This window comes from Synechococcus sp. OH20, from assembly GCF_047502685.1.
Taxonomy (GTDB): Bacteria; Cyanobacteriota; Cyanobacteriia; order Thermostichales; family Thermostichaceae; genus Thermostichus.
Genome location: NZ_JANSIQ010000011.1, coordinates 252,590 through 276,389, shown reverse-complemented (window position 1 = coordinate 276,389; position 23,800 = coordinate 252,590). Strand labels below are relative to the sequence as shown.

The window sequence follows — 23,800 nt, the reverse complement described above, 5'->3', positions numbered from 1 at the left end:
TGTCTCTCCTCTGGAGATGCCCATGCGGTTTTATGTTGAAGCTTTCACCGTTCACAAGCGCTATGCCCTGACCATCAGCCGAGGTACCTACAGTGAGGCTGCGCTGGCGTGGGTGCGGATCGAGGAAGAGGGGATTGAAGGGTGGGGAGAGGCTTGTCCCTTCTCGCTAAGCGACGACTGCCACCAGTCCCTGGACGATATCCTCATGGGCCTAGATGTGGCCAAAGGGATCCTGAGGCGCCACTCCCCCTGGGAGCGCCAGCAAATCGAGGCCCAGTTGCTGCAGGCCGGGATCCCGTCGGCGGCGCGGGCGGCGGTGGATATGGCTCTGCACGATTGGATGGGCAAACGACTGGAGAAGCCCCTGTGGCAGTTGTGGGGGCTGGATCGCTCCCGCATTCCGTCCACCACGTTGACCATTGGCATTTCCACCCCTCAAGCGGCCCGCCAGCGGGCCTTGGCCTGGATGGAACAGACCCAAGCGCGGGCCTTTAAGATCAAGCTGGGTAGCGACTTGGGGCTGAGGGCGGATCAGAACATGCTGATTGCTGTGCAAGAGGTGATCCCGCTGGGATCCTTGATTACAGTGGATGCCAACGGGGCTTGGACGGTGGAGCAGAGCTTGAGCATGAGCAACTGGCTGGCGGGGCAAGGGGTGAGCTACCTAGAGCAGCCTTTGGAGAGGGGGCAGGAGGCGAAGCTGATCACCCTCTGGCACGAGTCGAAGCTGCCCATCTTTGTGGATGAGAGCTGCTGCGACAGCCGCGATATTCCTGCCCTGGCGGATCGCGTCCACGGCATCAACATCAAGCTGATGAAATGTGGGGGCCTCAGCGAAGCCTGGCGCATGATCCACACGGCCAAATCTTACGGGCTGCAGGTGATGCTGGGCTGCTACAGCAACACGGCTCTGGGGAATACGGCGGCGGCCCACTTGGCCCCACTGGTGGATTATCTGGATTTGGACAGCCACCTCAATCTTGTCGAGGATCCCTTCGTCGGGGCCGTCCTGCAGGAGGGCCGTCTCATCCCCACCGACCGACCGGGCTTGGGGGTAGAGCTGCGGGAGGAGTAATGGGAAAGCCGGGATCCCTATCCAGCCAAACTCGGGTGGCCATCCTGCTCCACGGTGGCCTGCTGGGGGAGCACGGCAAAACGGGCTTGGGGCTGCTGCGCTACGGGCCTTTCCCGGTGGTGGCGGTGGTCGACCGGGAGCAGGCGGGGGGATCCCTGGTTCATCTGACCGGCATCGCCAAAGCCATTCCCATTGTGGCCTCGGTGGCGGAGGCGCTGGCCTACCGGCCTGAAGTGCTCGTGATCGGGATTGCCCCTTCGGGCGGCCAGTTGCCACAAGCCTGGCGGGAGGAGTTGCGCCAAGCCCTGCAAGCCGGCCTATCTCTGGTGAACGGTCTCCACACGCCTCTGGCCGAGGATCCCCAGTTGCGGCAGTGGCTGCAGCCGGGAGCCTGGATCTGGGACATTCGCCGCGAACCCCCCAACCTGTCGGTGGGAAAAGCTTTGGCCCGCACCTTGCCCTGCAAACGGGTGTTGACGGTGGGCACCGACATGAGCGTGGGCAAAATGTCCGCCAGCCTGGAGCTGCACCGGGCCAGCCTGAGACGGGGACTGCGCTCCCGCTTTTTGGCCACCGGACAAACCGGGATCCTCATCAGCGGCGAGGGGATCCCGTTGGATGCAGTGCGGGTGGACTACGCCAGCGGAGCGGTGGAGCAACTGGTGCTGCGTTATGGTTCTGACCACGACATTTTGCACCTCGAAGGCCAGGGATCCCTGCTCAACCCCGCCTCGACGGCGACCTTGCCCCTGCTGCGGGGATCCCAGCCCACCCATTTGATCTTGGTTCACCGAGCCGGCCAGACTCATATCAAAGGGATGGACTACGTGCCCATCCCACCTTTGTCCAAGGTGATTGAGCTGTACGAACAGGTGGCCATGGCTGCTGGTGCCTTCGCCCCTGTGCCGGTGGTGGGGATTGCCCTCAATACCTTCGGCTGGGAGGAAGAAGCGGCGCTGGAGCAGATCCGCCAGGTGCAAGCCGAGACCGGACGGCCCTGTACCGATGTGGTGCGCTTTGGGGCAGATCCCTTGTTGGAGGCGATTTTGGCGGCAGGATGACCCATAGTCTGCACCCGCCCCTACCGTCAGCTTGGCGAAGTCTTCGGAAATCAAAAGGCGAGATCCCAAGTCCACCCACTTCCTCAGCGCAGATCTCGGCCAAAGGGCAACAAGGACAAAATAATTAACTTCATGTGTTGTTTTGCAAAAGGGATCCCGACAATGGTGATGGCCAGAATCAGAGCCCAGAAGAGATGGTTAAGCACCAGCGGCCAGCCGAACAGCAATAGCCAGATAACGTTAAAGATCAGCAGCAGCGGGCTGTTGGCATCGGGATACTCCACCACTTCTTTCCCAAAAGGGGCCAGCACTGCAAACCCCAGTTTGATGCTCTGCCAGCCAAAAGGAATGCCGATGATCGTCAGGCAGAGGCTCAGCCCTCCCAAGATATAGCCCAAACCTGTCAGCAAGCCCCCGAAGATGAGCCAAATGATGTTGCCAATCAAGCTCACGATTCAGATCCTCCACCGTTGAGACCAGAGCCCTCCTGTTCGGCATCCTCACCCAAAAAAGGGGGCCTAAAGACCCATCTTTGAGGACGGATTGATCCTAACAAGCCACTGGCCAAGCCGGGATCCCCAGATCCGGTTCTTTTCTGCGCTTTAGGGCTCCACGATCAGAGGCGCTGTGGATCTATTCACCTGGCAGGGCAGAATGTGATTAAGAAAGCTGAGGATGCCCAAAACCATGCCGACGCTGATCACCCAAAAGACCCACAACCCGCTGGCCCACGGTTGCGGCAAGTCCAAGGCCATCCCCCCAATCATGGGGCCAACGGCAAACCCTGCCGCCCAACAGAGGGAGTTGACCGACAGATACACCCCCCGCAAGTGATCCGGCGCCAAATCCGCCACCAAAGCAGAGGCAGAGGGGTTATAGCTTACCAAGGCCAACGAGAGCACCACCAGAGCCAAGGCCGCCACCCCCAAAGCCGGCCCGGTTCCCAGCCCTGCCGCCAGGCCGCTGAGCCAAACCAGGAGAAATCCCACCCCCCACATTAGGGCGGATCCCTGCAACCCTTGGACGCGCGTGCGGCGGTTTAGCCAACGGGCCACCGGCATCTGCAGCAGAGCAATCAGAGCCCCATGTAAGGCAAACAGAATGCCGATTTGCACCTCTGGGATCCCTACCCGATTGCGGAAGTAGAGGGGCATGCTGCTGCTGAGCTGAGCGATGTAAGTGGTGAACAGGATATTCGACAGGCCAAACACCAAGAGAGAGCGATCCCCAAGGGCGGTTTTCCAACCTGCTAACACAGGCTCTGTCGCCGAACAGGTGGCCCGGGTTTCCCGGATGAAAAACCAGAGCACCGCCAAAAAGATTAGAAAAGTAACACCATCGATTACAAACAAGAGCCGATAGGCCCCCGTCAGAGCCACCAGCGTGCTGGCCATAGCCACCCCAAGGCTGAGACCCAGGCTATCCCCCAGGCGGTTGAGAGCGTAGGCTTCGTTGCGCTGCTCGCGCGTGGTTAGATCCGCTACAATCGCTTCTGCAGGCGGCCAGTATAACCCTTGCCCCAAACCTGCCGCCACGTTGGCCAAGGCAAAACTCCAGAACTCGTAGGAGAGCGCAAACCCAAAGGATCCCACGGCAGAAATAGACAGCGAGAGGATCAACGTGGAGCGGCGCCCCCAAGAACCATCGGCCATCGAGCCGCCCAGGATGCGGCCAAACACCCCGGCAAAAGCCATAACGCCCAGCCCCAAGCCCACTTGGGTGGCGGTCAGCCCTACCCGATTGACAAAAAAGAGGGTGGCATAAAACAGGGTAAAGCCGGTTCCGGTTTGGGAAAGCAGCCGACCGATGAAGATCAGCCAGACCTGAAAACTGAGCTTCGGCCACCAGGAAGGGATCCGCATAGGGGCTGTAACGGAGGACAAATTACCTAGGCTACGGGATCCCGCTTGCCGACGCCAGCGCCCGGGTAGATCAGGCCCAGCCTAATCTCCATTGCGAGAACGCCCCTCCTGTAGAGAGCCAACAGACAGGGCAATCAATTCCCCCAAATTCAAATACTCGCTCAACAGCCGCGCCAACCTGTACACTCGGTAGTCGAGCTGCGCCAAGCTATTGTCCATCACCTTCGTCACTACAGCACACCCATCTTCCTGAACTGACTTGCAGCCCTCTCCTAAGCCATCCTCAGCCGGCTCGCCCCTGCAAGCAAGGCAGCAAGACCAGCCAAGAGGTCAAACGGTACAGCTTCTTACCACGTCATCTCCCTCAGCCAAGGTAGATCCATCCCTTGCATAGATTAGGATCCTGCTTGGCTGCAGAACTCTCCTGAAGGTGGAAAAAGCTGTCAGGCCTTCCGACTCAATTATAGACAAAATCTGACGGAGTTTAAACAAGTATTAAGCAGAAAGCCCCGCTGGCCACCGAAACGGCTGGCCAACCTGCGGCATCCTTAGCGCCGGAAGGGGCCCACTGGCTGCTAGCCGACGGCCATCCGCGACTTGGCTGCCACAGCTCGCTCTTCCTCTGCCTCAGGGGGAACGGCCACAAACTCGATGTGGTTGAGCAGGGTGGTCACAAAGGCGAAGAGCAAAAAAGGCAGGGAAATGACCAAAATCAGGGCGATGGTGAGAAAGGCATAGAGGGGGCTATTCATCAGGGAGAGGGCAGCGCCCAGGCTGGCAAAGATGACAATCAGCCAGACGATGATCTGACCGTAGATATCTCCAAAGGAGAGGGTGCAGGTGAAGCGGTAGCGGGTGTGGGTGTTCATGGCAATTCCTTGGGATAGCCTGGATAGTTCGATCCTAGAGGCAGATCCAGCCTCAGCCTGAGAAGTATGTCGAGATTCTAGATGAGAGACGAGGAGATGCCTCTGTTTGCTAAGAAATATCTCAAGAGCCGGCTGAGAAAGAGGGGATCCCCTGTCTAGAAAAGGGCCGGATGCTACTCTCGAGATCGGGAACCGTCTCTTGCAGGCAGCAACCATGTGTATTTGTATTCACTGCTACTACGTAGACCGCTGCACCACCTACCATGCCGTGGAAGCGCAGCATCAGCAGCCCCATCTCACTTTGACGCCGGATTTTGAGCCGCGAGGCCCCCAGATCAATGTTAATATCCGCAACGGCGGCACGGAGATGGAATGGGATGTGGTGGGCTGCCAGAGCTTTCGCGAGGAACGGAACAAATGGGCGCGGCTCCGTCCCTACGAGGCGGTTCCCACGTAAGATCCCAGAATGGCCTGGACCTAAGCTGCGCACTGTACCGTCCAGGGGCGGTCAGAGCTCTTGGGTTCGGCTGCCCCAGCTTGAGAGGGTTTGTTGGGACTGGGGATGTTTTTGGCAAGTTGCGAGAGATAGGAAGACGATGATGCTGGCCTCAAGCCCGACAGCGCTGCCGGTGGATGCCCGCCAACAGGTGAGCCGGTTCATGCAGCGCCTACAGGATGACATCTGTGCCCGTCTGGAAGCCCTGGATGGCAAAGCCAAGTTTCGCGAAGACCGTTGGGAACGCCCTGGCGGAGGGGGTGGGCGCTCGCGGGTCATCCAGCAGGGAGACGTATTTGAGCAGGGGGGGGTCAATTTTTCCGAGGTGTTCGGATCCCATCTGCCCCCCTCGATTCTGAAACAGCGCCCAGAAGCGGCAGGGCATTCTTTCTATGCCACCGGCACTTCCATGGTGCTGCACCCCCGTAACCCTTACGTGCCGACGGTTCACCTGAACTATCGCTATTTCGAGGCGGGGCCGGTTTGGTGGTTTGGGGGCGGCATGGATCTCACCCCCTATTACCTGTTTGAGGAGGATGCGGCCCATTTTCACCGCACCATCAAGGCGGCCTGTGACCGCTTGGATCCCGCCTACTACCCGGCTTTCAAGATCTGGTGCGACCGCTACTTTTTCCTGCCCCACCGGGGTGAGGCCCGCGGCGTTGGCGGCATTTTCTTCGACTATCAGGATGAGCGCCCCGGCCTCCTTTACCGTCCTGAGGGTCAGGCAGAAGGGGATCCCGACCAGCTTGCGACTGAACCGCCACCGCTGCAAGTGCGGGTGGGATGCCGCAGTTGGGAGCATCTTTTTGAGCTGGTGCAAGCCTGTGGTGAGGCCTTTTTGCCGGCCTATGTGCCCATTGTGGAGCGGCGCCAGGGAATGGAATGGGGGGAGCAGGAGCGACAATTCCAGCTCTATCGGCGCGGGCGCTATGTGGAGTTTAACCTGGTCTACGACCGGGGCACGATCTTCGGGCTCCAGACCCAAGGCCGCACCGAGTCGATCCTGATGTCGCTGCCGCCGTTGGTGCGCTGGGAATACGGCTACGAGCCGCAGCCGGGCACCTGGGAAGCCAAGCTCTACCAGGTTCTGCGGCACCCCCAGGATTGGGCATAGTTTCCCCGTCTGGAGGATGTCTGTGTGTCTCCCCCTTTGCCCCTCGCCTACCGCTTTCAGCCCCCCCGCCAAGCCGGCCTGGGATCCGCACCTGTGTTGGTGATGCTGCACGGGATCGGCAGCCACGAGGGGGACTTGTTCCAGTTGGCTCCCTATCTGGATCCCCGGTTTGCGGTGATCAGCTTGAGAGCCCCCATTGCTTGGGGTGTAGGCGGGTTTGCCTGGTTTGAAATGGCCTGGACGCCGGAAGGGCTGGTGGGGGATCCGCAGCAGGCACGCGATAGCCTCCAGCTCCTGAGCCGCTTTCTGGAGCAGGTGTTGCCGGATGGGCTCCCGGATCTTTCTAATCTTGCTTTGGATCCAGGCCAGGTGTATTTGCTGGGGTTTAGCCAGGGGGCGATCATGAGCCTGTATTTGGCTCTGACCCAGCCGGAGAAGCTGGCAGGGGTGGTGGCGATGAGTGGGCGCCTATCTCCAGAGATCCTGGCCGAGGCGGTGGAGCCGGAGCGGATGAAACACCTGGCCATCTTGGCGGTTCATGGCACTGCCGATGCCGTTTTGCCGATTGCTTTTGGCCGCCAGATCCGGGACTATTTCGCCCCGTTGCCGCTGAACTTCACCTATCGCGAGTACGAGATGGGCCATGAAGTTGCTCCGGAGAGCCTGCGGGATATTCAGACGTGGTTGCAAAACCGGTTGGATAGAAGAGATTCGCCAATGAAAGCGTGACCTAATAGCGCGACACCGTCGGATGATCCTTAATGTACCAGCGCCAGGGGAGCTCGGCCCCATGGGTAATGCCAATGCGGGTGGTCTGGACGATGGGCAACTGTGCTTCCCAAGCGGGGGATCCCTCTAGCCAAATGCCTTCCTGGCCGGCTTCCGCCCGCTCCAGCCGCCAGCCGTTGTGGGATCCGTCGATGCGCAACGCCTGACAGAGCAGGCCCGGCCCTGACGCCACCCGTGCAGGCTTCGAGCGCTTACTGGCCGGGATCCACTCCGGCAGGCAATCCAACTGGGCTGCCCGGATCAAAACTGCCGAGGGGATCCCTTCCGCGTCGGTGACGATGTTCAAGCAGTGGTAGAGGCCGTAGATGCGATAGACGTAGAGATGGCCCGGCGGCCCGAACATCACCTGATTGCGCCGGGTCTTGCGGCGATAGGCGTGGCAAGCCGGATCTCCGGCGGTGTAGGCTTCCGTTTCCACGATCTGGGCCCGCACCTGCAGCCCATCGGCAAATTGCCGCACCAGCACCATGCCCAGCAAAGCAGGCGCCACCAGCGGCGCCGGCTGGCTTAACCAATCCCTGGGATCCACGGCAGGCTCGGCAGGCCTCAGCCCCCGGCAACAGCAGGGACGATGCTCACCTCATCCCCATCCTGAAGAGGGGTGTCGGAGCCGTTGAGGAAACGAATATCTTCGCTGTTGACATAAAAATTGACAAAGCGGCGCAATTCCCCCTTCTCGTCGCACAGCCGCGCCTTGATGCCCGGATAGCTCTGCTCCAAGGCCTCCAGCAACTCCCGAACTGTGGATCCCTCGCAATTCACCACCTCCTGATCCCGGGTGAGTGCCCGCAGCGTGGTGGGAATCAACACCTTGACCGCCATAAGCCAATGCTTCGTCCATCGACCAACATTAGAAGACTAGGGTAGCAGCACCCCGTCAATGCCGTGAATCACCCCGTTCGAGACCGGAATATCCGCCAGGTTCACGCTGGCCCCGTTGACCCGGATGCTGCCATCGGATCCCACCTGCACCCGTAGCGGCAACCCTGCCAAGGTGGTCAGAGTAGTCGATTGGCCGGGCCGCAGGTCAAACGAGGTAATCCGCCCCGGCACCACATGATAGGTGAGGATGCGGGTGAGCTGATCCCGGTTGGCCGGCTGCAACAACGTCTCTACGGTGCCCGGCGGCAGTTGGCCAAAAGCTACATTGGAAGGGGCAAAGATCGTAAATGGCCCCGGCCCCGCCAACGCCGTGTTCAGCCCCGCCGCCCGCAAAGCCGCCGCCAACGTCGAGTAGCTGCTGGGCAAAGTTTCCAGCTCAACGGCAATGGTGTTCAGCCCCTGGGGCCGAGCCGTGGGAGCCAAAGCAAGAGGGGCCAACACCGCTACCGCCACCGGCAGGCAGCGACGCGCAAAGTAACGGACAGAACGAAAGATAGGCATGGTGCAAAGCTCCTGAGCAAGTGGGCCTGTACCAGGGATCGTAACAGTTCTTCATTAAGTTTCCGTTAAGAGCCCAGGGGGATCCCCCTCGCTTCAAACCGAGGCCTCTTGCCAGTCCAGCCGCTCCAGGGTGCGGGCCCGCTCCAACGCCTGTTCAAAGCTCTCCAGCTTGGGCGAGATCAGCAGCGGATGGCCCACCTGCGCCTGCACCGCCTCCTGGGTCTTCAAGCCGTTGCCGGTAATGTAGGCAACCGTAACCGCCTCGGGATCGAGCTGTCCGGCTTCGGCCAGGTGTTTGAGCACGGCAATGGTGGTGCCGCCGGCGGTCTCGGTGAAGATGCCTTCGGTCTCGGCCAGGAGCTTGATGCCAGCGATGATCTCGGGATCCGTGGCCGTCGCGATCTGGCCGCCGGTCTTGCGGGCGATCTCCAGGGCGTAGATGCCGTCGGCAGGGTTGCCGATGGCAATGGACTTGGCGATGGTATTGGGCTTAACAGGAGTAACAAAATCCCGTCCTTCGCGAAAGGCCTGGGCAATGGGCGAGCAGCCCTGGGCCTGGGCGCCGTGGAAGGTAACCGGCTTCTCCGCCACCAGCCCCACCTTCACAAACTCCTGGAAACCTTTGTAAATCTTGGTGTACAGGGATCCGGACGCCAGCGGGATCACCACCTGATCCGGCAGTTGCCACCCCAGTTGCTCCACCACCTCGTAGGCCAGGGTTTTCGAGCCTTCTGCGTAGTAGGGGCGCAGGTTGATGTTGACAAAGCCCCAGCCGTAGCGATCGGCCACCTCGGCGCAGAGGCGATTGACCTGGTCGTAGTTGCCCTCCACCGCCATGACGATGGGGTTGTAGATGAGGGATCCCAGCACCTTACCCGCTTCTAAGTCCGCCGGGATGAAGATGGTGCAGTCCAGGCCGGCGTGGGCGGCAATGGCGGCGGTGGAGTTGGCCAAGTTGCCCGTGCTGGCGCAGGAAACGGTGGTAAAGCCCAGCTCCTTGGCGCGGGTCAGGGCCACCGACACCACCCGATCCTTAAAGCTGAGGGTGGGCATGTTGACGGCGTCATTTTTGATGTAGAGGTTTTTCAACCCCAACCGCCGGCCCAGCCGCTCCGCCTTCACCAGAGGCGTCATGCCGGTGCCCACATCGATGGGCCGCTCCGAAACCACCGGCAGAAAAGGCCGATAGCGCCAGATGGACAGCGGCCCGGCCTGGATGCTCTGCCGGCTGACGGCGCCCTTGAGCCAGTCGTAGTCGTAGACCACTTCCAGGGGGCCAAAACACAGGTCGCACACGTGCTTAGCCACCGGCTCGTACTCAGCCCCACATTCGCGGCAGCGCAAGCGGCTGAAGCTCACCTGGGGGTTGCGCAGGGCAGGAGCCGCCGGGGCAGCGGCAGGCACGAGCGGGCGTTGGGAAAGGGTTTGCGTCATAGGGAGCCTCAGGCAGGAGAAAGGGCTGGATCTTGTTTACCCATCGTCGGGGGCCATCTTATCACCCCCGATCTATCCCGTCAACCAAATCCGACTAAAATAGTCTGGATTAGATTCGACTGGGGAGAGCGAGATCCTAGCCGGTTTGGGCAGCCTCGGGGCGGCAAACTGGTGGGGGTCTGGCCAAGGAGCCTTTTCCTCTTGCCGAGATGTGGGGATAGCCCTCTATCCATCGCTAGACTGGAGAAACAAGCTGTAACAACCCAATTGGGATAGGGGATCCCGGTAGCCAGCAAGGGGCAATCCGATGCTCAAAGTTGGACGAGACAACGTGGATTTTCTCGACCACTACGACGTGATCGTGGTGGGTGGGGGGCATTCCGGCTGTGAAGCGGCCTTGGCGGCAGCACGCTTGGGCTGCAATACCTTGATGCTGACGTTGAACCTGGACAAGATTGCCTGGCAGCCCTGTAACCCCGCCGTGGGCGGCCCGGCCAAGTCGCAACTGGTGCACGAAATCGACGCCCTTGGCGGCGAGATGGGCAAGGTTACCGACCGCACCTATTTACAGAAGCGGATCCTCAACCGCTCGCGGGGGCCGGCGGTGTGGGCCTTGCGGGCGCAAACCGACAAACGCGAGTACGCGCGGGTGATGCGCTCGGTGGTGGAAAACCAACCCAACCTGACCCTTCGCGAGGGCACCGTCACCGACCTGGTGCTGGGGCGCAACGATGAGGTGGTGGGCGTGGTTACCCACTTTGGCAGTGTCTTCGGCTGTCGGGCGGTGATCCTGACCACGGGCACCTTTCTGGGGGGGCGCATCTGGATTGGCCGCCACTGGCAACCTGCCGGCAGGGCGGGGGAATTTGCCGTCGAAGGCCTGACCGACACCCTGCGCCAACTGGGCTTTGAGACGGGCCGGCTGAAAACCGGCACCCCTGCCCGTGTGGATCGCCGCAGCGTCGATTTTTCCGTGATGGAGCGGCAACCAGGGGATCCCGACGTGCGCTGGTTTAGCTTCGACCCGGAGGTGTGGGTGCCGCGGGAGCAGATGGACTGCTACCTCACCCGCACCACACCGGAGACCCATCGCATCATCCGCGAAAATCTCCACGAGACCCCGGTCTACGGCGGTTGGGTGGAGGCCAAAGGGCCGCGTTACTGCCCCAGCATCGAAGACAAGATCGTCCGCTTCGCCGACAAGGAAAGCCATCAAATTTTCATCGAGCCGGAAGGGCGGGATCTGCCGGAGCTCTACATCCAGGGGTTCTCGACGGGGATGCCGGAGAAAATCCAGATCCAGATGTTGCGCTCCTTGCCTGGCCTGGAGCGGTGCGTGATGCTGCGGCCTGCCTACGCCGTGGAATACGACTATCTGCCGGCTACCCAGCTCTACCCCACCCTAATGACCAAAAAAGTGCAGGGGCTGTTCTGCGCCGGCCAAATTAACGGCACCACCGGCTACGAGGAGGCGGCAGCCCAGGGGCTCATAGCCGGGATCAATGCCGCCCGCCTGGTGCAGGGCAAACCCTTGGTCACTCTGCCGCGCGAGTCCAGCTACATCGGCACCCTCATCGACGACCTCTGCACCAAAGAGCTGCGGGAGCCCTACCGCATGCTCACCAGCCGCTCCGAATACCGCCTCATCCTACGTGCTGACAACGCCGACCAGCGCCTTACTCCTCTGGGGCGAGAGTTGGGCCTCATCGACGACCGCCGCTGGTCTCTTTTCCAGGCCAAGCAAGCCCGCATTGCCGCCGAGATCGAGCGCCTGGAAACCCAGCGGGTTAAGGCCCACGACCCCGCCGGGATCCACCTCAGCCAACTGACCGGCCAGGGGATCAAAGGATCCGCCACGCTGGCCGAGATCCTGCGCCGCAACCCGACCCACTACGCCGACCTGCTGGAGCTGGGCTTGGGCGATGAGGAGCTGGATCCCTTTGAGCAGGAGGCAGCAGAAATTGCCGTCAAATACAGCGGCTACATCCAGCGGCAGCAGAACCAAATTGAGCAGGTGAGCAAGCAGTACCACCGCCCCCTGCCCCCCGATCTGGACTACCACTCCATCCCCACCCTCTCCAAAGAGTCGCGGGAGAAACTGGCGGCCGTCCGACCCCTGACGGTGGGCCAGGCCGCTCGCATTGGCGGCGTCAACCCCGCCGACATCAACGCCCTGCTCATCTACCTCGAGGTGCGGCAACGTCAGAGGGCAACGGCAGAACCCGTTAGTACCTCGCGGTAATCTCTGCCCCCCTTGCCGTAGAGGGCAGGGATCTCTTCCAGGGGCAGGCGCGAAGCTACGCCCAGATCCAGGGGTGAGATCTCTCCCCGCAGCCAGTGGCAGAGGCCGGCTGCCCCGATCATGGCGGCGTTGTCGGTACAGAGGGCAACAGGCGGGATGATCACCCGCAGGCCCTTGGGTCGGCCCGCTTCCAGCAGGCGAGCTCGCAGCTCCCGGTTGGCGGCCACCCCCCCTGTAACCAACAGGGTCGAGAGGCCCAGCGCCTCGGCACAGGCCACCGCTTTTTCGGTCAGCACGCGGGTGAGGCAGGCCTGGAAGCTGGCAGCAATATCGGCCACGGGCAGTTCCCGGCCTTCCTGCTGCAACTGTTGCACCAGGCGCAGCACCGCCGTCTTAAGGCCGCTGAAGCTGGTGTCGTAGGGGTGATCCAGCTTGCCCGCGGGCAGGGGGAAGCGGTTGGGATCCCCTTGTTGCGCCCAGCGGTCGATCGGCGGCCCGCCCGGATAGCCCAGCCCCAACAGCCGCGCCACCTTGTCAAAGGCTTCGCCGGCAGCATCGTCACGGGTGCGGCCCATCGTCTGGTACTCCCCATAGTCCTTCATCCAGATCAAGCTGGTGTGGCCCCCTGAAACCAAAAGGCAGAGACAAGGGGGACGCAAGTCGGGCTCGGTCAAAAAGCCGCTGAACAGGTGGCCCTCCAGATGGTGCACCCCGATCAAAGGTTTGTTGTAGAGCAGGGCCAAGGTCTTGGCCCCCATCAGCCCCACCAGCAGGGATCCCACCAGGCCCGGCGCACAGGTGACGGCAACAGCATCCACCTCGGCCACGCCCAGCCCGGCCTGGTGCAGCGCGGACTCCAGCACAAAGGGCAGAGTTTCCACGTGGCGGCGGGAGGCCACCTCCGGCACCACGCCCCCATAGGCCGCATGAAGGTCAATCTGGCTGGCCACCACAGAGCTGAGCTGCCGCGGGGCAAACCCCGGCCAGGCCGCATCTGCCTCCACCACAGCCACAGCCGTTTCATCACAACTGGTTTCGATGGCGAGGACGCGGGCCATGGGAGAGCAAGTGGGGGAAAAGGGGTGGGAACGCTTCAGGATCCTTAAGAATTGTGTGAGCTAAAACTCGGGATCCGTCGAGGTGAGGCGCTCGGGAGTATGATACTAACCGTTTAGTGCCTGTTTCTGCACTTAGCATTCCTGCACATTTAGACAGATCCTAGACCCCTAGCTCAAGGACACATCCTGCTATGCGAACCCTTTTGAGTTTCCTTTTGGCCCTCTGCATCGCGCTTGGCCTTGCCCAATCTGTGCAGGCAGAACCCTTGATCGGTCTGAAGCCTTGCAGCGAAGTTCCCGCTTTTCAGGCCCTGATGAACGAACGCCTGAGCAGCCTCGAAGAGAAGATCCTCAACGCCAGCCCTGACCTGGCTCCTCTCTACCAGCAAAAGCTGGCCCAAACTGAGAAGCGCTTTGAACGCTACAGCAAGCTGCTCTGCGGCGAAGAGGGCCTGCCCCACTTGGTTACAGATGGTCGATTGAATCATGCGGGCGAGTTTCTCATCCCCGGCCTGCTTTTCCTCTACATTGCCGGTTGGTTGGGCTGGGCCGGACGCTCCTACCTGATTGCAGTTCGAGATGAGGAGAGCCCGGAGATGAAAGAAAGCCTAATCGATGTAGCGCTGGCGCTGCGCTGTTTCCTCACGGCTCTGGTTTGGCCCGCGGCTGCTTTGAAGGAAATTGCCAGCGGCGAAATTCAGGAGCCAGAAGCTGCTGTGCCCATCTCGCCCCGCTGAAGAACCTCAGCCCGGCCTTCCTTAACTCGATTATCGGTTCATTATCTGTTCAACTCTTGAGAGGCATCTATGGCTGATTTCACCAAGTTTCTCACCACTGCTCCGGTGGCCTTTATCCTGTTTTCCAGCTTCGTTTTTGCCCTGTTTATCGAGATCAATCGCTTCTTCCCGGACATTTTGACGTTCTGAGTGGAAGCAGGGGATCCCCGCCACGACCCGTGCCCGGCGGGATCCCTGCTTTTTTGAGCTTTTTCCATCTCTTTTGAACCGGACACAGAGTTGCTGAAATGGTCGAACCCAATGCCGATCCCGCTCCGTTGAATATGAATAGGGGATACGTCACCGTCCCCGAAGGAGATCCGCAGATTGGCGATCTCTGGACGCCGATCAACCACGCGTCTGTTGTCCGTCTGTTGATAGACTGGTTGCCCATCAACCGACCGGGATTGAGCTCCATTTGGCGGGGCTTGGAAATCGGCATGGCCCACGGCTATTGGCTGGTCGGCCCCTTTACCAAGCTGGGGCCGCTGCGCAACGAGTCCATCGGTCTGCTGAGCGGCTTTCTGGGAGCCTGTGGCCTGATCTTAATCCTGACGGCAGCCCTCTCTCTCTACGGCACTGTCTCCTCGCAGCGCAACGGGGGATCCCAGTCTTGGAGCGAATTGGCGGCCGGCTTTTTGATAGGGGGGATGGGCGGGGCGATTGTCGCCTATCTGCTTTTGCTCAACGGAGATCTGTTATTCCCCAATTTCGGCTAAGCGGTTTCCTCTCTAGTCCATCCCCTCATCTGCGACGTCTTTGAGGGACTCTTCAGCCGTCTGTTGAGCAGCAGCTTCGGCCAGTTCGGCTTTACTTTCCAGCTTTTCGCGTTGATCGGCGGCCAGCTCGCCCACTGCTTCCTGGATTTGGCTCTTCTTGAGGGGGGGAGTCACTTGCTTGTCAAGGCTCATAGCGTCAGACCCTTGCCGGTACCGCTTGGTTTGTCATGGTTGTTCTAAGCACGATTAAGACACTTTGCCTCTCTCACAAGGGGAGAGGGGAGCTGGAGATCAACGGACAGGCTGTTTCATACCCTTTGCAATGACCATAACCAGCGCTTTTTCTTCCCCAGCTTCGTGATCCAAATCACTTACAGAAGCGGGGGTTCAGGGCGACAGGGAGACTGGCAGCATGGCGGAAACTTGCCCTAGCATGGACTGGATCGGCCCGGATTGAGTCTTGAATTTGTCATGAGCCGACAGCAGCGGTTCTGGATATTTTTTCAACGAATAGTTGTTGTAAGCTGTTGTGAGCGATCTGCTGTCCGACCCCACTGCTGAAAGATCTTTGGCCGAAATCCGTCGCCTATCGCCCGCAGCCTTGGCCTACTTGGGAGATGCCATTTATGAACTGCATGTGCGGCGGCAACGGTTGTTTCCGCCGGATCGGCTGGAGCGCTATCACCAGCAGGTGGTGAGGCGGGTGCGCGGCTCGGCACAGGCCAAGTTGTTGTTGGCGCTGTTGCCCCATCTCAACCCCGAAGAGCAGGAGATCGTCCGCTGGGGTCGCAATGGCTGCGGTCGCCCACCCCGGCATCTGCCTCTGGCCGATTACCAAAACGCCAGCGGCCTGGAAACCGTTCTGGGCTATCTCTACCTGGTCAATCCCGAACGACTTCGCCATGTCCTCGCCCTCACCGATGTTTTGGCTGAGACCCTGGGCGAGGAGGAAGGCTAGGATAGTCTTTCGTCTTTACCTCTTCCACGCCCATGCCCAAGCCTTCTCAGCGCAAACCTGCTCTACGGCTGTCTCGCTCGGGCAAACTGCAACGGCGAGGAGCAGGGCAATCCGTCGGCAAGCGGGGACAGTGGCCCAAACGCCGAGATGGGGGGCCCAAGCTTGTCACTCAAGAGGCTCCCCGCCGCAACGCACAACGGCAGTCGCCTCAAGGCCAGGTGGATTCTCAATTGACAGGCAAACTGGATCCCGGCCTTCCCATTGACGGGACAGGGGTCTTGCCGGAAGAAGCCCAGCCTCAGGCCGAGTTGGAGCAAGAGATTATCTACGGCCGCCAGACGGTACTGGCTGCTCTGAGAAGTCAAGCTACCCTCAACCGAGTTTGGATCCTGCCAAAGTTGCGCTACAGCCCGCCCTTTTTTTCTCTGCTGGAAGCAGCCAAAGGGCGGGGCACCGTTATCGATGAGGTATCTCCACAACGGCTGAACGCCCTCACGGCTGGTGCCAATCACCAGGGTATCGCCGCCCAGGCCACGCCTTATCAGTACATGGATCTAGTGGATTTGGTGGAAAAAAGCCGTCAGGCCGGCCCCCATCCGGTGCTGGTGGTGCTAGACGGGATCCAAGATCCCCACAACCTGGGGGCTATCGCCCGCAGCGTGGAAGCGTTTGGTATGCAGGGGATGGTGATCCCCCAACGGCGGGCGGCAGGGGTAACCGCGACGGTGATGAAGGTGGCGGCAGGAGCCCTCTCCACCTTGCCGGTGGCGCGGGTGGTGAACTTGAATCGCGCTCTAGAATATCTTAAAGAGCAGGGGTTTTGGGTCTACGGCACCACCAGCCAAGGGGCTCCCCCCGTCTACGGCGCCGATTTTCGCCGTCCCATCGCCTTGGTGGTGGGATCGGAAGGGGAAGGGATCAGCCTGCTCACCCAGCGCCACTGCGATCAACTGCTGTCGATCCCCTTGGCGGGCCGCACGGAAAGTTTGAATGCTTCGGTGGCAGCGGGCATCGCCCTCTATGAGATTCACCGGCAGCGCTCCCCCCACCAGCTCAAACGCGCCGAGGTCGAAACATTTCTCAACAAATCGTCAACAAAAGCAGTAGAATCTAGTTGATGATTGCCAAAGATCCCGAACGATCTTTGGCACTTGTGAATAGGGGGGGATGGATCCCGTGAGCAACTCTTTAACCAGTCTGTTGGATAGGCTGCTTGGCTTATCGGTTTGGATCGAGATCACCACCGACGACTGCACCTACTACTACGGCCCCTTTGCCAGCGAGAGAGAGGCAGAGACGCATAAGAGTCACTACATCGCCGACCTGGAGGCGGAGGGGGTCAAAAGGATCGAGGCTCAGGTGAAGAAAATGCGCCAGCCGCAGTCGCTGACGGTGGCCCGCACTCCTTCGCGGGTGGGTTCCTAATGGCGGCTATGGTTTATCAAGTAACTGTCCATCACCGGGGCCAGACCTACCGCTTCCCCGCCGCGGCGGATCAGACGGTTTTACAGGCGGCTCTGGAGCACGGCCTGGAGCTACCTTCCTCTTGTCAGGCGGGAGTTTGCACCACCTGTGCAGGGCGGCTGAAGTCGGGATCCGTGACCCAGGTGGATGCAATGGGGATCGGGCCGGAACTCAGGGCTCAGGGCTTTGTCCTGCTGTGCGTAGCTTACCCTACCTCTGATCTGGAGGTGGAGACCGATCAAGAGGAAGAGGTTTACCGTTTACAATTTGGCTCCTAGCCGTGCCGGATCCCACGCCTGCTTCTACGCCAGTTTATTGTGGGATGGTTTTCGACAGCCTGTGAAGCTGCATTTTCTCCGCCTGTCTTTGCCCCTGAGTTGGCCGGTTTCTGCCTCTCAACTGGAGGGATCCCTTCTCCAGCAAGTGGCCGAGGAGTTGGGGCGGCCAGCCTCCCTATTGCGCTGGAGCCTGACGGCGGTGGAGGGGGAGAGGGCTTGGGTGGAGGTGGTGGCTACCACCGCGGATGGCTCTCCAGATCTAGGCTAGAACAGCCCACTCCTATGGCTATTTCAAACCCGATTCAGACACTCCCTCACCCCCAACCCCTCTCCCAGAGGGAGAGGGGAGTTAGAGCGGCGGGTTCGTGACAGCGTTGCGTAGCAATAACGACGTGACGAACCCATTTGATATTTGAAATGACTATGGTTGGCTTCTTGACGGGCGTCTGGAAGCGTTTTCCCAATACCTCAGCGGTCTCAGACTATCGGGAACCAACAGTTTCACTGCTACGTTGAAAAGATGATCGATATCGATTGATGGAAATGACTATCGGTACCCTCGGCAGTTTTTGTCGTTTGGCCAATGTCTGTCCCCACATCTGAACCAACTCCGGCTCCAATGTTGGCCGAGCAGCATCCCCCTGTCGCCCTCACCATCGCTGGATCCGACAGCGGTGGCGGAGCGGGCATTCAAGCAGATCTGCGTACCTTTGCCTTCCAGCGCGTACACGGCACTTCCGCTCTGACCTGCGTGACCGCCCAGAATACCCTGGGGGTTACCCGGGTGGATCCCCTGCCGCCGGAGGCAGTGGCTGCCCAGATTGAGGCGGTGGTGCAGGACATCGGGGTGCAAGGGATCAAAACCGGCATGTTGCTCAACGCCGAGATCGTGGGGGAGGTGGCCCGGCAGGTGGAGCGCTGGGCGTTGCGGCCGCTGGTGGTGGATCCGGTGATGGTGTCTCGCACGGGAGCTAAGTTATTGGCCGATGAGGCCATTCAGGCCATCTGCGAGCGGCTGATCCCCTTGGCTCAGGTGCTGACCCCCAACCGCTACGAGGCCCAGATTTTGGCAGGGCTGGAGCTGCAGTCGCTGGCAGATATGGAGGCGGCGGCCCGGCGGATCCGCAATTTGGGCTGTGGGGCGGTGCTGGTCAAAGGTGGGGGCATGCCGGGGGAGTTGCAGGGGGTGGATGTGTGGTTCGATGGCGAGCGGCTGGAAGTGCTGAAAACGGAGCGGATCCCCACCCGCCATACCCACGGCACCGGTTGTACCCTCTCGGCGGCCATTGCGGCGCAACTGGCCTGGGGCAAGGATCCCTTGGCGGCTACGCTGGCGGCCAAAGCCTATGTAACAGAAGCGCTGCGGCATCCCTTGGCCATTGGCGCGGGGCAGGGGCCGGTGGGACACTTCTACCCGCTTTTGTCCGAGGTCGACAAACCTGTGCCATAAGAGAGAAGTCGCTCCCTCTGGCTATGTCGAATCTTTTTAAGAAGGGATCCCTGCCCCAATGGCGGTTTTGGCTGGCCCTGCTGCTGCAACTGGGCATTGTTCTGCTGATACCGGCTCGGCAGGCGCTGACCCTCGCCACCGGAACTACGATCTACTTGCAAACGGCCCCTCTGGATCCCTATGACCTCTTGCGGGGCCGGTACGTGACCCTGGGTTACGTCGTCGATCGCCGCTCCACCCTGGAACAACTGCCGGGTTGGTCATCTGAATTGGACAGACCAGGGATCCTGTATCTGCGCTTAGCTCCCTCCGGCGGGGATCCAACTCAACCTTGGCAAGCCATCGGTGTCAGCCGGGACATGCCCAAAGACGTGAAGCCTGAAGAGAAAGTGCTGCGAGGCCGGTTTGACGGGTGGCGGCTCAAGTTTGGCATCGAAGAATTTTTTATTCCCGAAGCGGTGGGAGATGTCCTGGAAGAGGATATTCGGCGTTATCCCGAAGCCACGCGGGCAGAAGTGAAAGTGGATCCCTGGGGCAAGGCAGCGTTGATTGGCCTCTGGGTAAGAGAGCGCCGCTACTAAATGCCCTTTTGCAGAGTCATTGTGTCCGGCTTTTAATGGGGGCAAGCCGACCATGCGGGTTGCAGAAGGCCAGAGCGGTTGGCAAGGGCTGTTTGGGCTGGTCAGCGCGGCTGTACTGCTCCTGCCCGCGTTGGCCCAGCCGGCTCCAATTTCTCCAGGACTCTTGCTGATGCAAACCCAGACCCACTCCACCTATCGCACCGGATTGCAGCGCTGGCAGGCCCCCCAAGGTTTTCAGGACTGGTCAGCCCGCGGGATCCGGCTGAACCCCCAAGGGCAATTGTTCTTGGATCCAGAGGGCTGGCGGCAAGCAGTCAGCTCTGAAGCACCTGAGTCGGCGTTTCAGGGCCGGCCTTTTTATCCCCCCGGCAGCTATTGGGTGGGAGAAGCCGTCAGCCCGGAAGTTCCCGCCAGCTTTCCTCTGGTGGAGGCGATCGTCTCCTGGAATGCCACTACGCCCCCCGGCACCTGGTTGGAAGTGGGGATCCGCGCCAAGCTGCAGAGCCGCTGGAGCCGGTGGTATCACGCCGGCGTGTGGGCCGCCGATCCGGCCACCCTGGCCAGCCACTCCGTGCGCGGGCAGGCAGATGAGGACGGCAACCTAAACACGGATTTGTTGGTGCTCAAGGATACCCACAACGGGGCAGAGGCTTTTCAGGTCAGGGTGCGCCTATTCACACAAGAGGCGGGCCGCTCTCCCCTGGTGGATCAGGTGGCGGTTGCCTTTTCCAACCAGCCGGCCCAGCCCAGCCACCTCTCCCCTGGGGATCCCAGCCGCTGGGGCCAGGTCTTGGATCTGCCCTTGTGTTCCCAGATGGTGTACCCCGACGGGGGAGCAGCTTGGTGCAGCCCCACCGCTTTGGCCATGGTGATGGCCTACTGGCAGCGGGATCCCCGCCCCTGTGAGCCGTTGGTGCGCGCCGCGGTGGCCGGGGTGTACGACCGGGTTTACCAGGGCCACGGCAACTGGGCTTTCAATGTGGCTCATGCGGCCGAGCGAGGTTTGGCCGGCGTGGTGGCGCGGCTGCAGAGCCTGGCCCAGGCAGAAGCCTGGATCGCAGCAGGAGTGCCGGCTATCCTCAGCTATGCCTGGGGTGAGGGAGAGCTGGAGGGGGCGCCGCTCCCCCGCAGCAACGGCCATCTGGCAGTCCTGGTGGGGTTCGATAGCCAAGGGGATCCCATCCTCCAAGATCCGGCGGCCAAGACCAATGAAGAAGTTCGCCGCACCTACCGCCGCGACCAGCTGGAGTCTTTGTGGTTGGCACACTCCGGGGGTACTGTCTATTTGATTTATCCGCGAGGGTGGCCAATTCCAGATCCATAGGTTAGCGACAGTCTCCCACCGTGCCGGATGCTTCTGCTTGAAGAGGCTGGGATCCCGTCTCTGGCCATCGAGCGAACAAACGCAGACACAACTTGGCAAGCACCCAACTGCCATCTGGCTTTTCGGCGGGGATTTGAGTAAGGATGTAAAGAGTGAGGAGTGTAACTCACCTGTGGGTGAGGGCAGTTGGTTATGAATAGAAATGCAGTTCAGGGCCTGAGGCATTGGCCGGGCTGGCTCCTGCAGCAGGGAAGGTGCTGGGCAGTTTTCGCCAGCTCGTACGCTGAGGAAGACAGATATGGAGGTTTGGGTTCCCGCCATTTCCCAGTTTGGGGGAGAGGATAAGCTGCATCATGCCACGACGGGTTTCCCCTGCACCGCTATCTCTGCCGGCGCTGAGTGCCCTGGTGCTGGCCCTCTCGGCCTGCGGCGAGCTTTCTTCCTCTAATTTGTCTCCCAGCGTCGTTCCCCCTTCTGCCCTGCAGCCGGTTTCCACTCCAACTCCCCTCACCCCCTCCGCCTTTGCCCTCACGCTCGAACAGGCCCGCCAAGCGGGTCTGGCGGTGCCCAACAATCGCATCGTTTTGCTGCTCCAGGAACAGGGATCCGATCTGGTGGCCCAGCTCCCGGCTTCAGAGGTGGATCGCTGGCTGGCCCGCACCCCCACCTGGCCAGGAGTGGAAGGGATCGACTTGAGCATTACCCTGGGCAGCTATCGCCAGACCGCCACCGCGCCCCTGCGCCCAGGGCAACCGGCCACCTTCACCTTTACCAACCCGCCCGCCGGCGAAGCGGAGCTCAGCGCCGTCGCCTACCGGGGATCCACCACCTTGGCGCAAGGAAAGGGATCCCTGACCCTTTCTGCCCGCTCTGGGGGCTCTGGCGGGGCCAATCGCCGCCTGGCCATGTTGGTGCTCTCCGAGGTGGGGGTGCCGCTGCTGCACACGGGCTCGGGGGTGCCGGCGCCTGGCCAGCCGCTGCTGTTGTCGGGAGAAAATCTGGAGCGGGCAGAAACGGTTTTGTTTGCTTCAGCCGCCAATCCCGAGCGCCTCCTGAGGGGGGAGATCCGCTCCCGCAGCGGTGACCGTCTGGCGGTGATGCCGCCTTCTTCTCTTTCCGGCTCCGTTTGGGTCGCTGTTGCCGATGCTGCAGGGCAGGGGCTGGGTACACTGGTCTATGATTGGCCTGTGGCGACTCCCGCCCCCACTCCCACTGCTCCGGCAGCGTCGGCTTGGGTGGTGGAAACCTTGTTGGATGGCCGCACGGCGCCTGCAGCAGATCCGTCAGGCAACACCGGCAGCGAGTCCAGAATCTACCTACAGCAGATCGGGGGCATTGCCGTGGATCCAGAGGGATCCCTCTACTTAGCCGACCCAGCTCAGCACCGGATTTTCCGGCTTTCTCCAGAGGGGGAATTGGAAGTTTGGGCCGGCACAGGCCAAGCAGGCCGCCGCGACGGAGCAGCCGACCAAGCTGAGTTCGACTCCCCACAGGGGCTGCTCTGGGATCCCAAAGGGGGATTGTGGGTGGCCGACAGCGGCAACCACTGCCTACGCCACATCAGCCCTCAGCGGCAGGTAACCACCTTTGCCGGCACTTGTGTAGCCGGCTACCGCGATGGGGAGCGTGACCAGGCGCAGTTTCGCGAGCCCTTTGGCCTGGCCTTGGGTTCAGATGGTAGCGTTTACGTGGCCGACCGTGCCGACCGCCGCATCCGCCGCATCACCCCTGCAGGTGAGGTGGCCACGGTTGCCGGCACCGGCCAGCCGGGATCCGCCGATGGCCCGGCAGAGCGGGCCCAGCTCCTGCAGCCCACGGCCCTGGCGGTGGACAGGGAAGGGAATCTCTGGATTGCCGATCAGCATCGCCTGCGCCTGTTGTCTGTTGCCGGACAACTGACCACCCAATCGGATCCAGAGGCGGGCTACCGCGATGGCCCCCTGGCGGAATCCCGTTTTCGCTCTCTCGCCGGGCTGGCCTTCGATAGTTCAGGCGTCCTCTGGCTGGCCGACCGAGATAACCAGCGCATTCGGCGGCTTCAGCCTGGGGGACAAGTTTCCACCCTGGCCGGACAGAATGAGCCTGGTTGGCAGGACGGCCCCACCTCGGCGGCCCGCTTCCAGCAGCCTGCCGGCTTGGTGGTCTTACCGGATGGCAGTGTGGTGGTGGTGGACCCTGGCTTGCCGGGCTTGCGTCGCATAAGCCGTGTCGCCTCTGGGCCCGCTACCCCAACTCCTGTAGGCCCTTGACCCGTCGCCGTCTGGGGGATCCCTTACTCACTCAATCACCAGATTTTTCGGGCCGGCGTTCACCTCGGGGCGACCCTGATTGAAGTTGGCCAGGAACGTGTTTGGATCCTTGAGGCTGAAGACCAGCTTTTTGCAGGGTACTTGCAGACCCAGCGGCCCCAGCAGAGGGATGAAGAGGGTCTTTTCCTGCAGCAGCGGGATGGCAACCACCCCCTGGGTGCTGGTTACCGCGCCCACCAGCCCCTGGAAATCGGTACGCACGCCCAGGCCGTAGAACCAGGGCCAAGAGAAGCGCTCCCCTTGTCCCAACTCACTCAGGGAGAAGGTTTCGTTGAACAGGTTGCCCGCCCGGACAGTTAACTTGTCCTGCAGCAGATCGACGTAAGCCGACTCACTGCCCACCCCAAACAGAGCCAGCGGCAAACTTGCCAGGGGATTGGAGTCGATGGCCATGTAATAGCGCATGAGAAGTCTCCGAGGTCAGGAACAGAAAGACCAGGTAAGCCGCGGCTCCCAGCCCTGCCAATTATAAAAAATCTTCCCCGCTGCCGAACGGACAAAAAGGGATCCCATCTGCCCTTAAGCTAAGTGGGTATGATGGGTTGCGTGCTTTCT

Annotated in this window: 29 protein-coding genes; 18 read left to right on the top strand and 11 right to left on the bottom strand. The window is 61.1% G+C overall.

Annotated elements, in window-relative coordinates; all coding sequences use genetic code 11:
* Window positions 1–22: 22 nt before the first annotated feature.
* Window positions 23–1,075 (top strand): dipeptide epimerase, encoded by a 1,053-nt coding sequence (locus NW826_RS03295; protein ID WP_414348296.1) that lies wholly within the window; start codon window positions 23–25, stop codon window positions 1,073–1,075.
* The gene (locus NW826_RS03290; RefSeq protein ID WP_414509422.1) at window positions 1,075–2,136 is read left to right on the top strand and encodes a DUF1611 domain-containing protein; all 1,062 of its coding nucleotides are present in this window, start codon (window positions 1,075–1,077) and stop codon (window positions 2,134–2,136) included. The genes NW826_RS03295 and NW826_RS03290 overlap by 1 nt, the downstream gene beginning before the upstream one ends.
* Before the next feature lie 83 nt (window positions 2,137–2,219).
* Here the strand turns inward: NW826_RS03290 and NW826_RS03285 are convergent, their stop codons facing one another.
* The 4 genes from NW826_RS03285 to NW826_RS03270 all read right to left on the bottom strand — a co-directional run bounded on the left by NW826_RS03285 (window position 2,220) and on the right by NW826_RS03270 (window position 4,867).
* Window positions 2,220–2,588, bottom strand: coding sequence for a YccF domain-containing protein (locus tag NW826_RS03285; RefSeq protein WP_414333005.1), 369 nt, complete (start codon window positions 2,586–2,588; stop codon window positions 2,220–2,222).
* Between the two features lie 150 nt (window positions 2,589–2,738).
* Complete coding sequence (locus NW826_RS03280) at window positions 2,739–3,998, bottom strand: MDR family MFS transporter (protein ID WP_414509421.1); 1,260 nt, start codon at window positions 3,996–3,998, stop codon at window positions 2,739–2,741.
* An 81-nt stretch (window positions 3,999–4,079) separates the two neighbouring features.
* A complete protein-coding gene (locus NW826_RS03275; protein WP_414338475.1) occupies window positions 4,080–4,217 on the bottom strand; it encodes a hypothetical protein in 138 nt (45 codons plus the stop codon).
* A 356-nt stretch (window positions 4,218–4,573) separates the two neighbouring features.
* Entirely contained in the window at window positions 4,574–4,867 is a 294-nt protein-coding gene (locus tag NW826_RS03270; RefSeq protein WP_414509420.1) for a hypothetical protein, read from the bottom strand.
* Window positions 4,868–5,081: 214 nt separating this feature from the next.
* Between NW826_RS03270 and NW826_RS03265 the strand changes: the two genes are divergently transcribed.
* The 3 genes from NW826_RS03265 (at window position 5,082) to NW826_RS03255 (ending at window position 7,209) form a co-directional block, all read left to right on the top strand.
* A complete protein-coding gene (locus NW826_RS03265; RefSeq protein ID WP_414509419.1) occupies window positions 5,082–5,324 on the top strand; it encodes a Ycf34 family protein in 243 nt (80 codons plus the stop codon).
* Window positions 5,325–5,466: 142 nt separating this feature from the next.
* A complete protein-coding gene (hemF, locus tag NW826_RS03260) occupies window positions 5,467–6,480 on the top strand; it encodes an oxygen-dependent coproporphyrinogen oxidase (protein ID WP_414333037.1) in 1,014 nt (337 codons plus the stop codon).
* Between the two features lie 24 nt (window positions 6,481–6,504).
* The gene (locus tag NW826_RS03255; RefSeq protein ID WP_414333000.1) at window positions 6,505–7,209 is read left to right on the top strand and encodes an alpha/beta hydrolase; all 705 of its coding nucleotides are present in this window, start codon (window positions 6,505–6,507) and stop codon (window positions 7,207–7,209) included.
* Window position 7,210: 1 nt separating this feature from the next.
* Here the strand turns inward: NW826_RS03255 and NW826_RS03250 are convergent, their stop codons facing one another.
* The 4 genes from NW826_RS03250 to thrC all read right to left on the bottom strand — a co-directional run bounded on the left by NW826_RS03250 (window position 7,211) and on the right by thrC (window position 10,086).
* The gene (locus NW826_RS03250) at window positions 7,211–7,798 is read right to left on the bottom strand and encodes a DNA-3-methyladenine glycosylase (protein WP_414332999.1); all 588 of its coding nucleotides are present in this window, start codon (window positions 7,796–7,798) and stop codon (window positions 7,211–7,213) included.
* A 17-nt stretch (window positions 7,799–7,815) separates the two neighbouring features.
* The gene (locus tag NW826_RS03245; protein ID WP_414332997.1) at window positions 7,816–8,091 is read right to left on the bottom strand and encodes a ubiquitin-like small modifier protein 1; all 276 of its coding nucleotides are present in this window, start codon (window positions 8,089–8,091) and stop codon (window positions 7,816–7,818) included.
* Between the two features lie 36 nt (window positions 8,092–8,127).
* On the bottom strand, window positions 8,128–8,652 hold the full coding sequence (locus NW826_RS03240) for a fasciclin domain-containing protein (RefSeq protein WP_414509418.1): 525 nt from the start codon (window positions 8,650–8,652) through the stop codon (window positions 8,128–8,130).
* 93 nt (window positions 8,653–8,745) lie between these two features.
* Window positions 8,746–10,086, bottom strand: a complete 1,341-nt coding sequence (thrC, locus tag NW826_RS03235; protein ID WP_414509417.1) for a threonine synthase — start codon at window positions 10,084–10,086, stop codon at window positions 8,746–8,748.
* A 307-nt stretch (window positions 10,087–10,393) separates the two neighbouring features.
* On the opposite strand from thrC, the gene mnmG reads away from it, so the two are divergent.
* Window positions 10,394–12,328 carry a tRNA uridine-5-carboxymethylaminomethyl(34) synthesis enzyme MnmG gene (gene mnmG / locus NW826_RS03230; RefSeq protein WP_414509416.1) on the top strand — a complete coding sequence of 645 codons (1,935 nt, stop codon included), beginning with the start codon at window positions 10,394–10,396 and terminating at the stop codon, window positions 12,326–12,328.
* Here the strand turns inward: mnmG and tsaD are convergent.
* Window positions 12,289–13,386, bottom strand: a complete 1,098-nt coding sequence (tsaD, locus tag NW826_RS03225) for a tRNA (adenosine(37)-N6)-threonylcarbamoyltransferase complex transferase subunit TsaD (RefSeq protein ID WP_414332990.1) — start codon at window positions 13,384–13,386, stop codon at window positions 12,289–12,291. The two genes, mnmG and tsaD, sit on opposite strands and share 40 nt — an antisense overlap.
* A gap of 191 nt (window positions 13,387–13,577) precedes the next feature.
* On the opposite strand from tsaD, the gene NW826_RS03220 reads away from it, so the two are divergent.
* The 3 genes from NW826_RS03220 (at window position 13,578) to NW826_RS03210 (ending at window position 14,881) form a co-directional block, all read left to right on the top strand.
* Entirely contained in the window at window positions 13,578–14,123 is a 546-nt protein-coding gene (locus NW826_RS03220; protein WP_414332988.1) for a Photosystem I reaction center subunit III, read from the top strand.
* Between the two features lie 69 nt (window positions 14,124–14,192).
* Window positions 14,193–14,312 (top strand): photosystem I reaction center subunit IX, encoded by a 120-nt coding sequence (locus NW826_RS03215; RefSeq protein ID WP_011434365.1) that lies wholly within the window; start codon window positions 14,193–14,195, stop codon window positions 14,310–14,312.
* Window positions 14,313–14,410: 98 nt separating this feature from the next.
* Entirely contained in the window at window positions 14,411–14,881 is a 471-nt protein-coding gene (locus tag NW826_RS03210) for a photosystem I reaction center protein subunit XI (protein ID WP_414332986.1), read from the top strand.
* Between the two features lie 12 nt (window positions 14,882–14,893).
* Here the strand turns inward: NW826_RS03210 and NW826_RS03205 are convergent, their stop codons facing one another.
* Window positions 14,894–15,073, bottom strand: coding sequence for a hypothetical protein (locus NW826_RS03205; protein ID WP_414509415.1), 180 nt, complete (start codon window positions 15,071–15,073; stop codon window positions 14,894–14,896).
* A 376-nt stretch (window positions 15,074–15,449) separates the two neighbouring features.
* On the opposite strand from NW826_RS03205, the gene NW826_RS03200 reads away from it, so the two are divergent.
* The 9 genes from NW826_RS03200 to NW826_RS03160 all read left to right on the top strand — a co-directional run bounded on the left by NW826_RS03200 (window position 15,450) and on the right by NW826_RS03160 (window position 23,185).
* Window positions 15,450–15,839 (top strand): ribonuclease III domain-containing protein, encoded by a 390-nt coding sequence (locus NW826_RS03200; protein ID WP_414332983.1) that lies wholly within the window; start codon window positions 15,450–15,452, stop codon window positions 15,837–15,839.
* Between the two features lie 32 nt (window positions 15,840–15,871).
* On the top strand, window positions 15,872–16,957 hold the full coding sequence (gene rlmB, locus NW826_RS03195; RefSeq protein ID WP_414509414.1) for a 23S rRNA (guanosine(2251)-2'-O)-methyltransferase RlmB: 1,086 nt from the start codon (window positions 15,872–15,874) through the stop codon (window positions 16,955–16,957).
* A gap of 49 nt (window positions 16,958–17,006) precedes the next feature.
* Window positions 17,007–17,264 (top strand): DUF1816 domain-containing protein, encoded by a 258-nt coding sequence (locus NW826_RS03190; protein ID WP_414509413.1) that lies wholly within the window; start codon window positions 17,007–17,009, stop codon window positions 17,262–17,264.
* The gene (locus NW826_RS03185; protein WP_414332977.1) at window positions 17,264–17,581 is read left to right on the top strand and encodes a 2Fe-2S iron-sulfur cluster-binding protein; all 318 of its coding nucleotides are present in this window, start codon (window positions 17,264–17,266) and stop codon (window positions 17,579–17,581) included. The genes NW826_RS03190 and NW826_RS03185 overlap by 1 nt, the downstream gene beginning before the upstream one ends.
* A 61-nt stretch (window positions 17,582–17,642) precedes the next feature.
* On the top strand, window positions 17,643–17,849 hold the full coding sequence (locus NW826_RS03180; RefSeq protein ID WP_414332976.1) for a hypothetical protein: 207 nt from the start codon (window positions 17,643–17,645) through the stop codon (window positions 17,847–17,849).
* A 351-nt stretch (window positions 17,850–18,200) separates the two neighbouring features.
* Window positions 18,201–19,031 (top strand): bifunctional hydroxymethylpyrimidine kinase/phosphomethylpyrimidine kinase, encoded by an 831-nt coding sequence (gene thiD / locus NW826_RS03175; protein ID WP_414332974.1) that lies wholly within the window; start codon window positions 18,201–18,203, stop codon window positions 19,029–19,031.
* Window positions 19,032–19,054: 23 nt separating this feature from the next.
* Entirely contained in the window at window positions 19,055–19,612 is a 558-nt protein-coding gene (locus tag NW826_RS03170) for a GDYXXLXY domain-containing protein (RefSeq protein ID WP_414332972.1), read from the top strand.
* Window positions 19,613–19,664: 52 nt separating this feature from the next.
* Complete coding sequence (locus NW826_RS03165; RefSeq protein WP_414509412.1) at window positions 19,665–20,936, top strand: peptidase C39 family protein; 1,272 nt, start codon at window positions 19,665–19,667, stop codon at window positions 20,934–20,936.
* Between the two features lie 353 nt (window positions 20,937–21,289).
* Entirely contained in the window at window positions 21,290–23,185 is a 1,896-nt protein-coding gene (locus NW826_RS03160) for a hypothetical protein (protein WP_414509411.1), read from the top strand.
* Between the two features lie 27 nt (window positions 23,186–23,212).
* On the opposite strand, the gene NW826_RS03155 is transcribed toward NW826_RS03160, so the two are convergent.
* Window positions 23,213–23,650: a hypothetical protein gene (locus NW826_RS03155; RefSeq protein WP_414509410.1), complete on the bottom strand. Its 438-nt coding sequence runs from the start codon at window positions 23,648–23,650 to the stop codon at window positions 23,213–23,215.
* Between the last annotated feature and the right edge of the window lie 150 nt (window positions 23,651–23,800).

What these genes read in the sequence shown, in the direction of transcription:
- NW826_RS03240 (WP_414509418.1), bottom strand. Translation starts at nt 8,652, where the DNA reads ATGCCTATCTTTCGTTCTGTCCGTTACTTTGCGCGTCGCTGCCTGCCG.
- mnmG (WP_414509416.1), top strand. Translation starts at nt 10,394, where the DNA reads ATGCTCAAAGTTGGACGAGACAACGTGGATTTTCTCGACCACTACGAC.
- thiD (WP_414332974.1), top strand. Translation starts at nt 18,201, where the DNA reads ATGTTGGCCGAGCAGCATCCCCCTGTCGCCCTCACCATCGCTGGATCC.
- tsaD (WP_414332990.1), bottom strand. Translation starts at nt 13,386, where the DNA reads ATGGCCCGCGTCCTCGCCATCGAAACCAGTTGTGATGAAACGGCTGTG.
- NW826_RS03245 (WP_414332997.1), bottom strand. Translation starts at nt 8,091, where the DNA reads ATGGCGGTCAAGGTGTTGATTCCCACCACGCTGCGGGCACTCACCCGG.
- NW826_RS03190 (WP_414509413.1), top strand. Translation starts at nt 17,007, where the DNA reads ATGGATCCCGTGAGCAACTCTTTAACCAGTCTGTTGGATAGGCTGCTT.
- NW826_RS03295 (WP_414348296.1), top strand. Translation starts at nt 23, where the DNA reads ATGCGGTTTTATGTTGAAGCTTTCACCGTTCACAAGCGCTATGCCCTG.
- thrC (WP_414509417.1), bottom strand. Translation starts at nt 10,086, where the DNA reads ATGACGCAAACCCTTTCCCAACGCCCGCTCGTGCCTGCCGCTGCCCCG.
- NW826_RS03265 (WP_414509419.1), top strand. Translation starts at nt 5,082, where the DNA reads ATGTGTATTTGTATTCACTGCTACTACGTAGACCGCTGCACCACCTAC.
- NW826_RS03160 (WP_414509411.1), top strand. Translation starts at nt 21,290, where the DNA reads ATGCCACGACGGGTTTCCCCTGCACCGCTATCTCTGCCGGCGCTGAGT.
- NW826_RS03185 (WP_414332977.1), top strand. Translation starts at nt 17,264, where the DNA reads ATGGCGGCTATGGTTTATCAAGTAACTGTCCATCACCGGGGCCAGACC.
- NW826_RS03220 (WP_414332988.1), top strand. Translation starts at nt 13,578, where the DNA reads ATGCGAACCCTTTTGAGTTTCCTTTTGGCCCTCTGCATCGCGCTTGGC.
- NW826_RS03155 (WP_414509410.1), bottom strand. Translation starts at nt 23,650, where the DNA reads ATGCGCTATTACATGGCCATCGACTCCAATCCCCTGGCAAGTTTGCCG.
- NW826_RS03165 (WP_414509412.1), top strand. Translation starts at nt 19,665, where the DNA reads ATGCGGGTTGCAGAAGGCCAGAGCGGTTGGCAAGGGCTGTTTGGGCTG.
- NW826_RS03290 (WP_414509422.1), top strand. Translation starts at nt 1,075, where the DNA reads ATGGGAAAGCCGGGATCCCTATCCAGCCAAACTCGGGTGGCCATCCTG.
- hemF (WP_414333037.1), top strand. Translation starts at nt 5,467, where the DNA reads ATGCTGGCCTCAAGCCCGACAGCGCTGCCGGTGGATGCCCGCCAACAG.
- NW826_RS03215 (WP_011434365.1), top strand. Translation starts at nt 14,193, where the DNA reads ATGGCTGATTTCACCAAGTTTCTCACCACTGCTCCGGTGGCCTTTATC.
- rlmB (WP_414509414.1), top strand. Translation starts at nt 15,872, where the DNA reads ATGCCCAAGCCTTCTCAGCGCAAACCTGCTCTACGGCTGTCTCGCTCG.
- NW826_RS03205 (WP_414509415.1), bottom strand. Translation starts at nt 15,073, where the DNA reads ATGAGCCTTGACAAGCAAGTGACTCCCCCCCTCAAGAAGAGCCAAATC.
- NW826_RS03275 (WP_414338475.1), bottom strand. Translation starts at nt 4,217, where the DNA reads ATGGACAATAGCTTGGCGCAGCTCGACTACCGAGTGTACAGGTTGGCG.
- NW826_RS03210 (WP_414332986.1), top strand. Translation starts at nt 14,411, where the DNA reads ATGGTCGAACCCAATGCCGATCCCGCTCCGTTGAATATGAATAGGGGA.
- NW826_RS03170 (WP_414332972.1), top strand. Translation starts at nt 19,055, where the DNA reads ATGTCGAATCTTTTTAAGAAGGGATCCCTGCCCCAATGGCGGTTTTGG.
- NW826_RS03280 (WP_414509421.1), bottom strand. Translation starts at nt 3,998, where the DNA reads ATGCGGATCCCTTCCTGGTGGCCGAAGCTCAGTTTTCAGGTCTGGCTG.
- NW826_RS03270 (WP_414509420.1), bottom strand. Translation starts at nt 4,867, where the DNA reads ATGAACACCCACACCCGCTACCGCTTCACCTGCACCCTCTCCTTTGGA.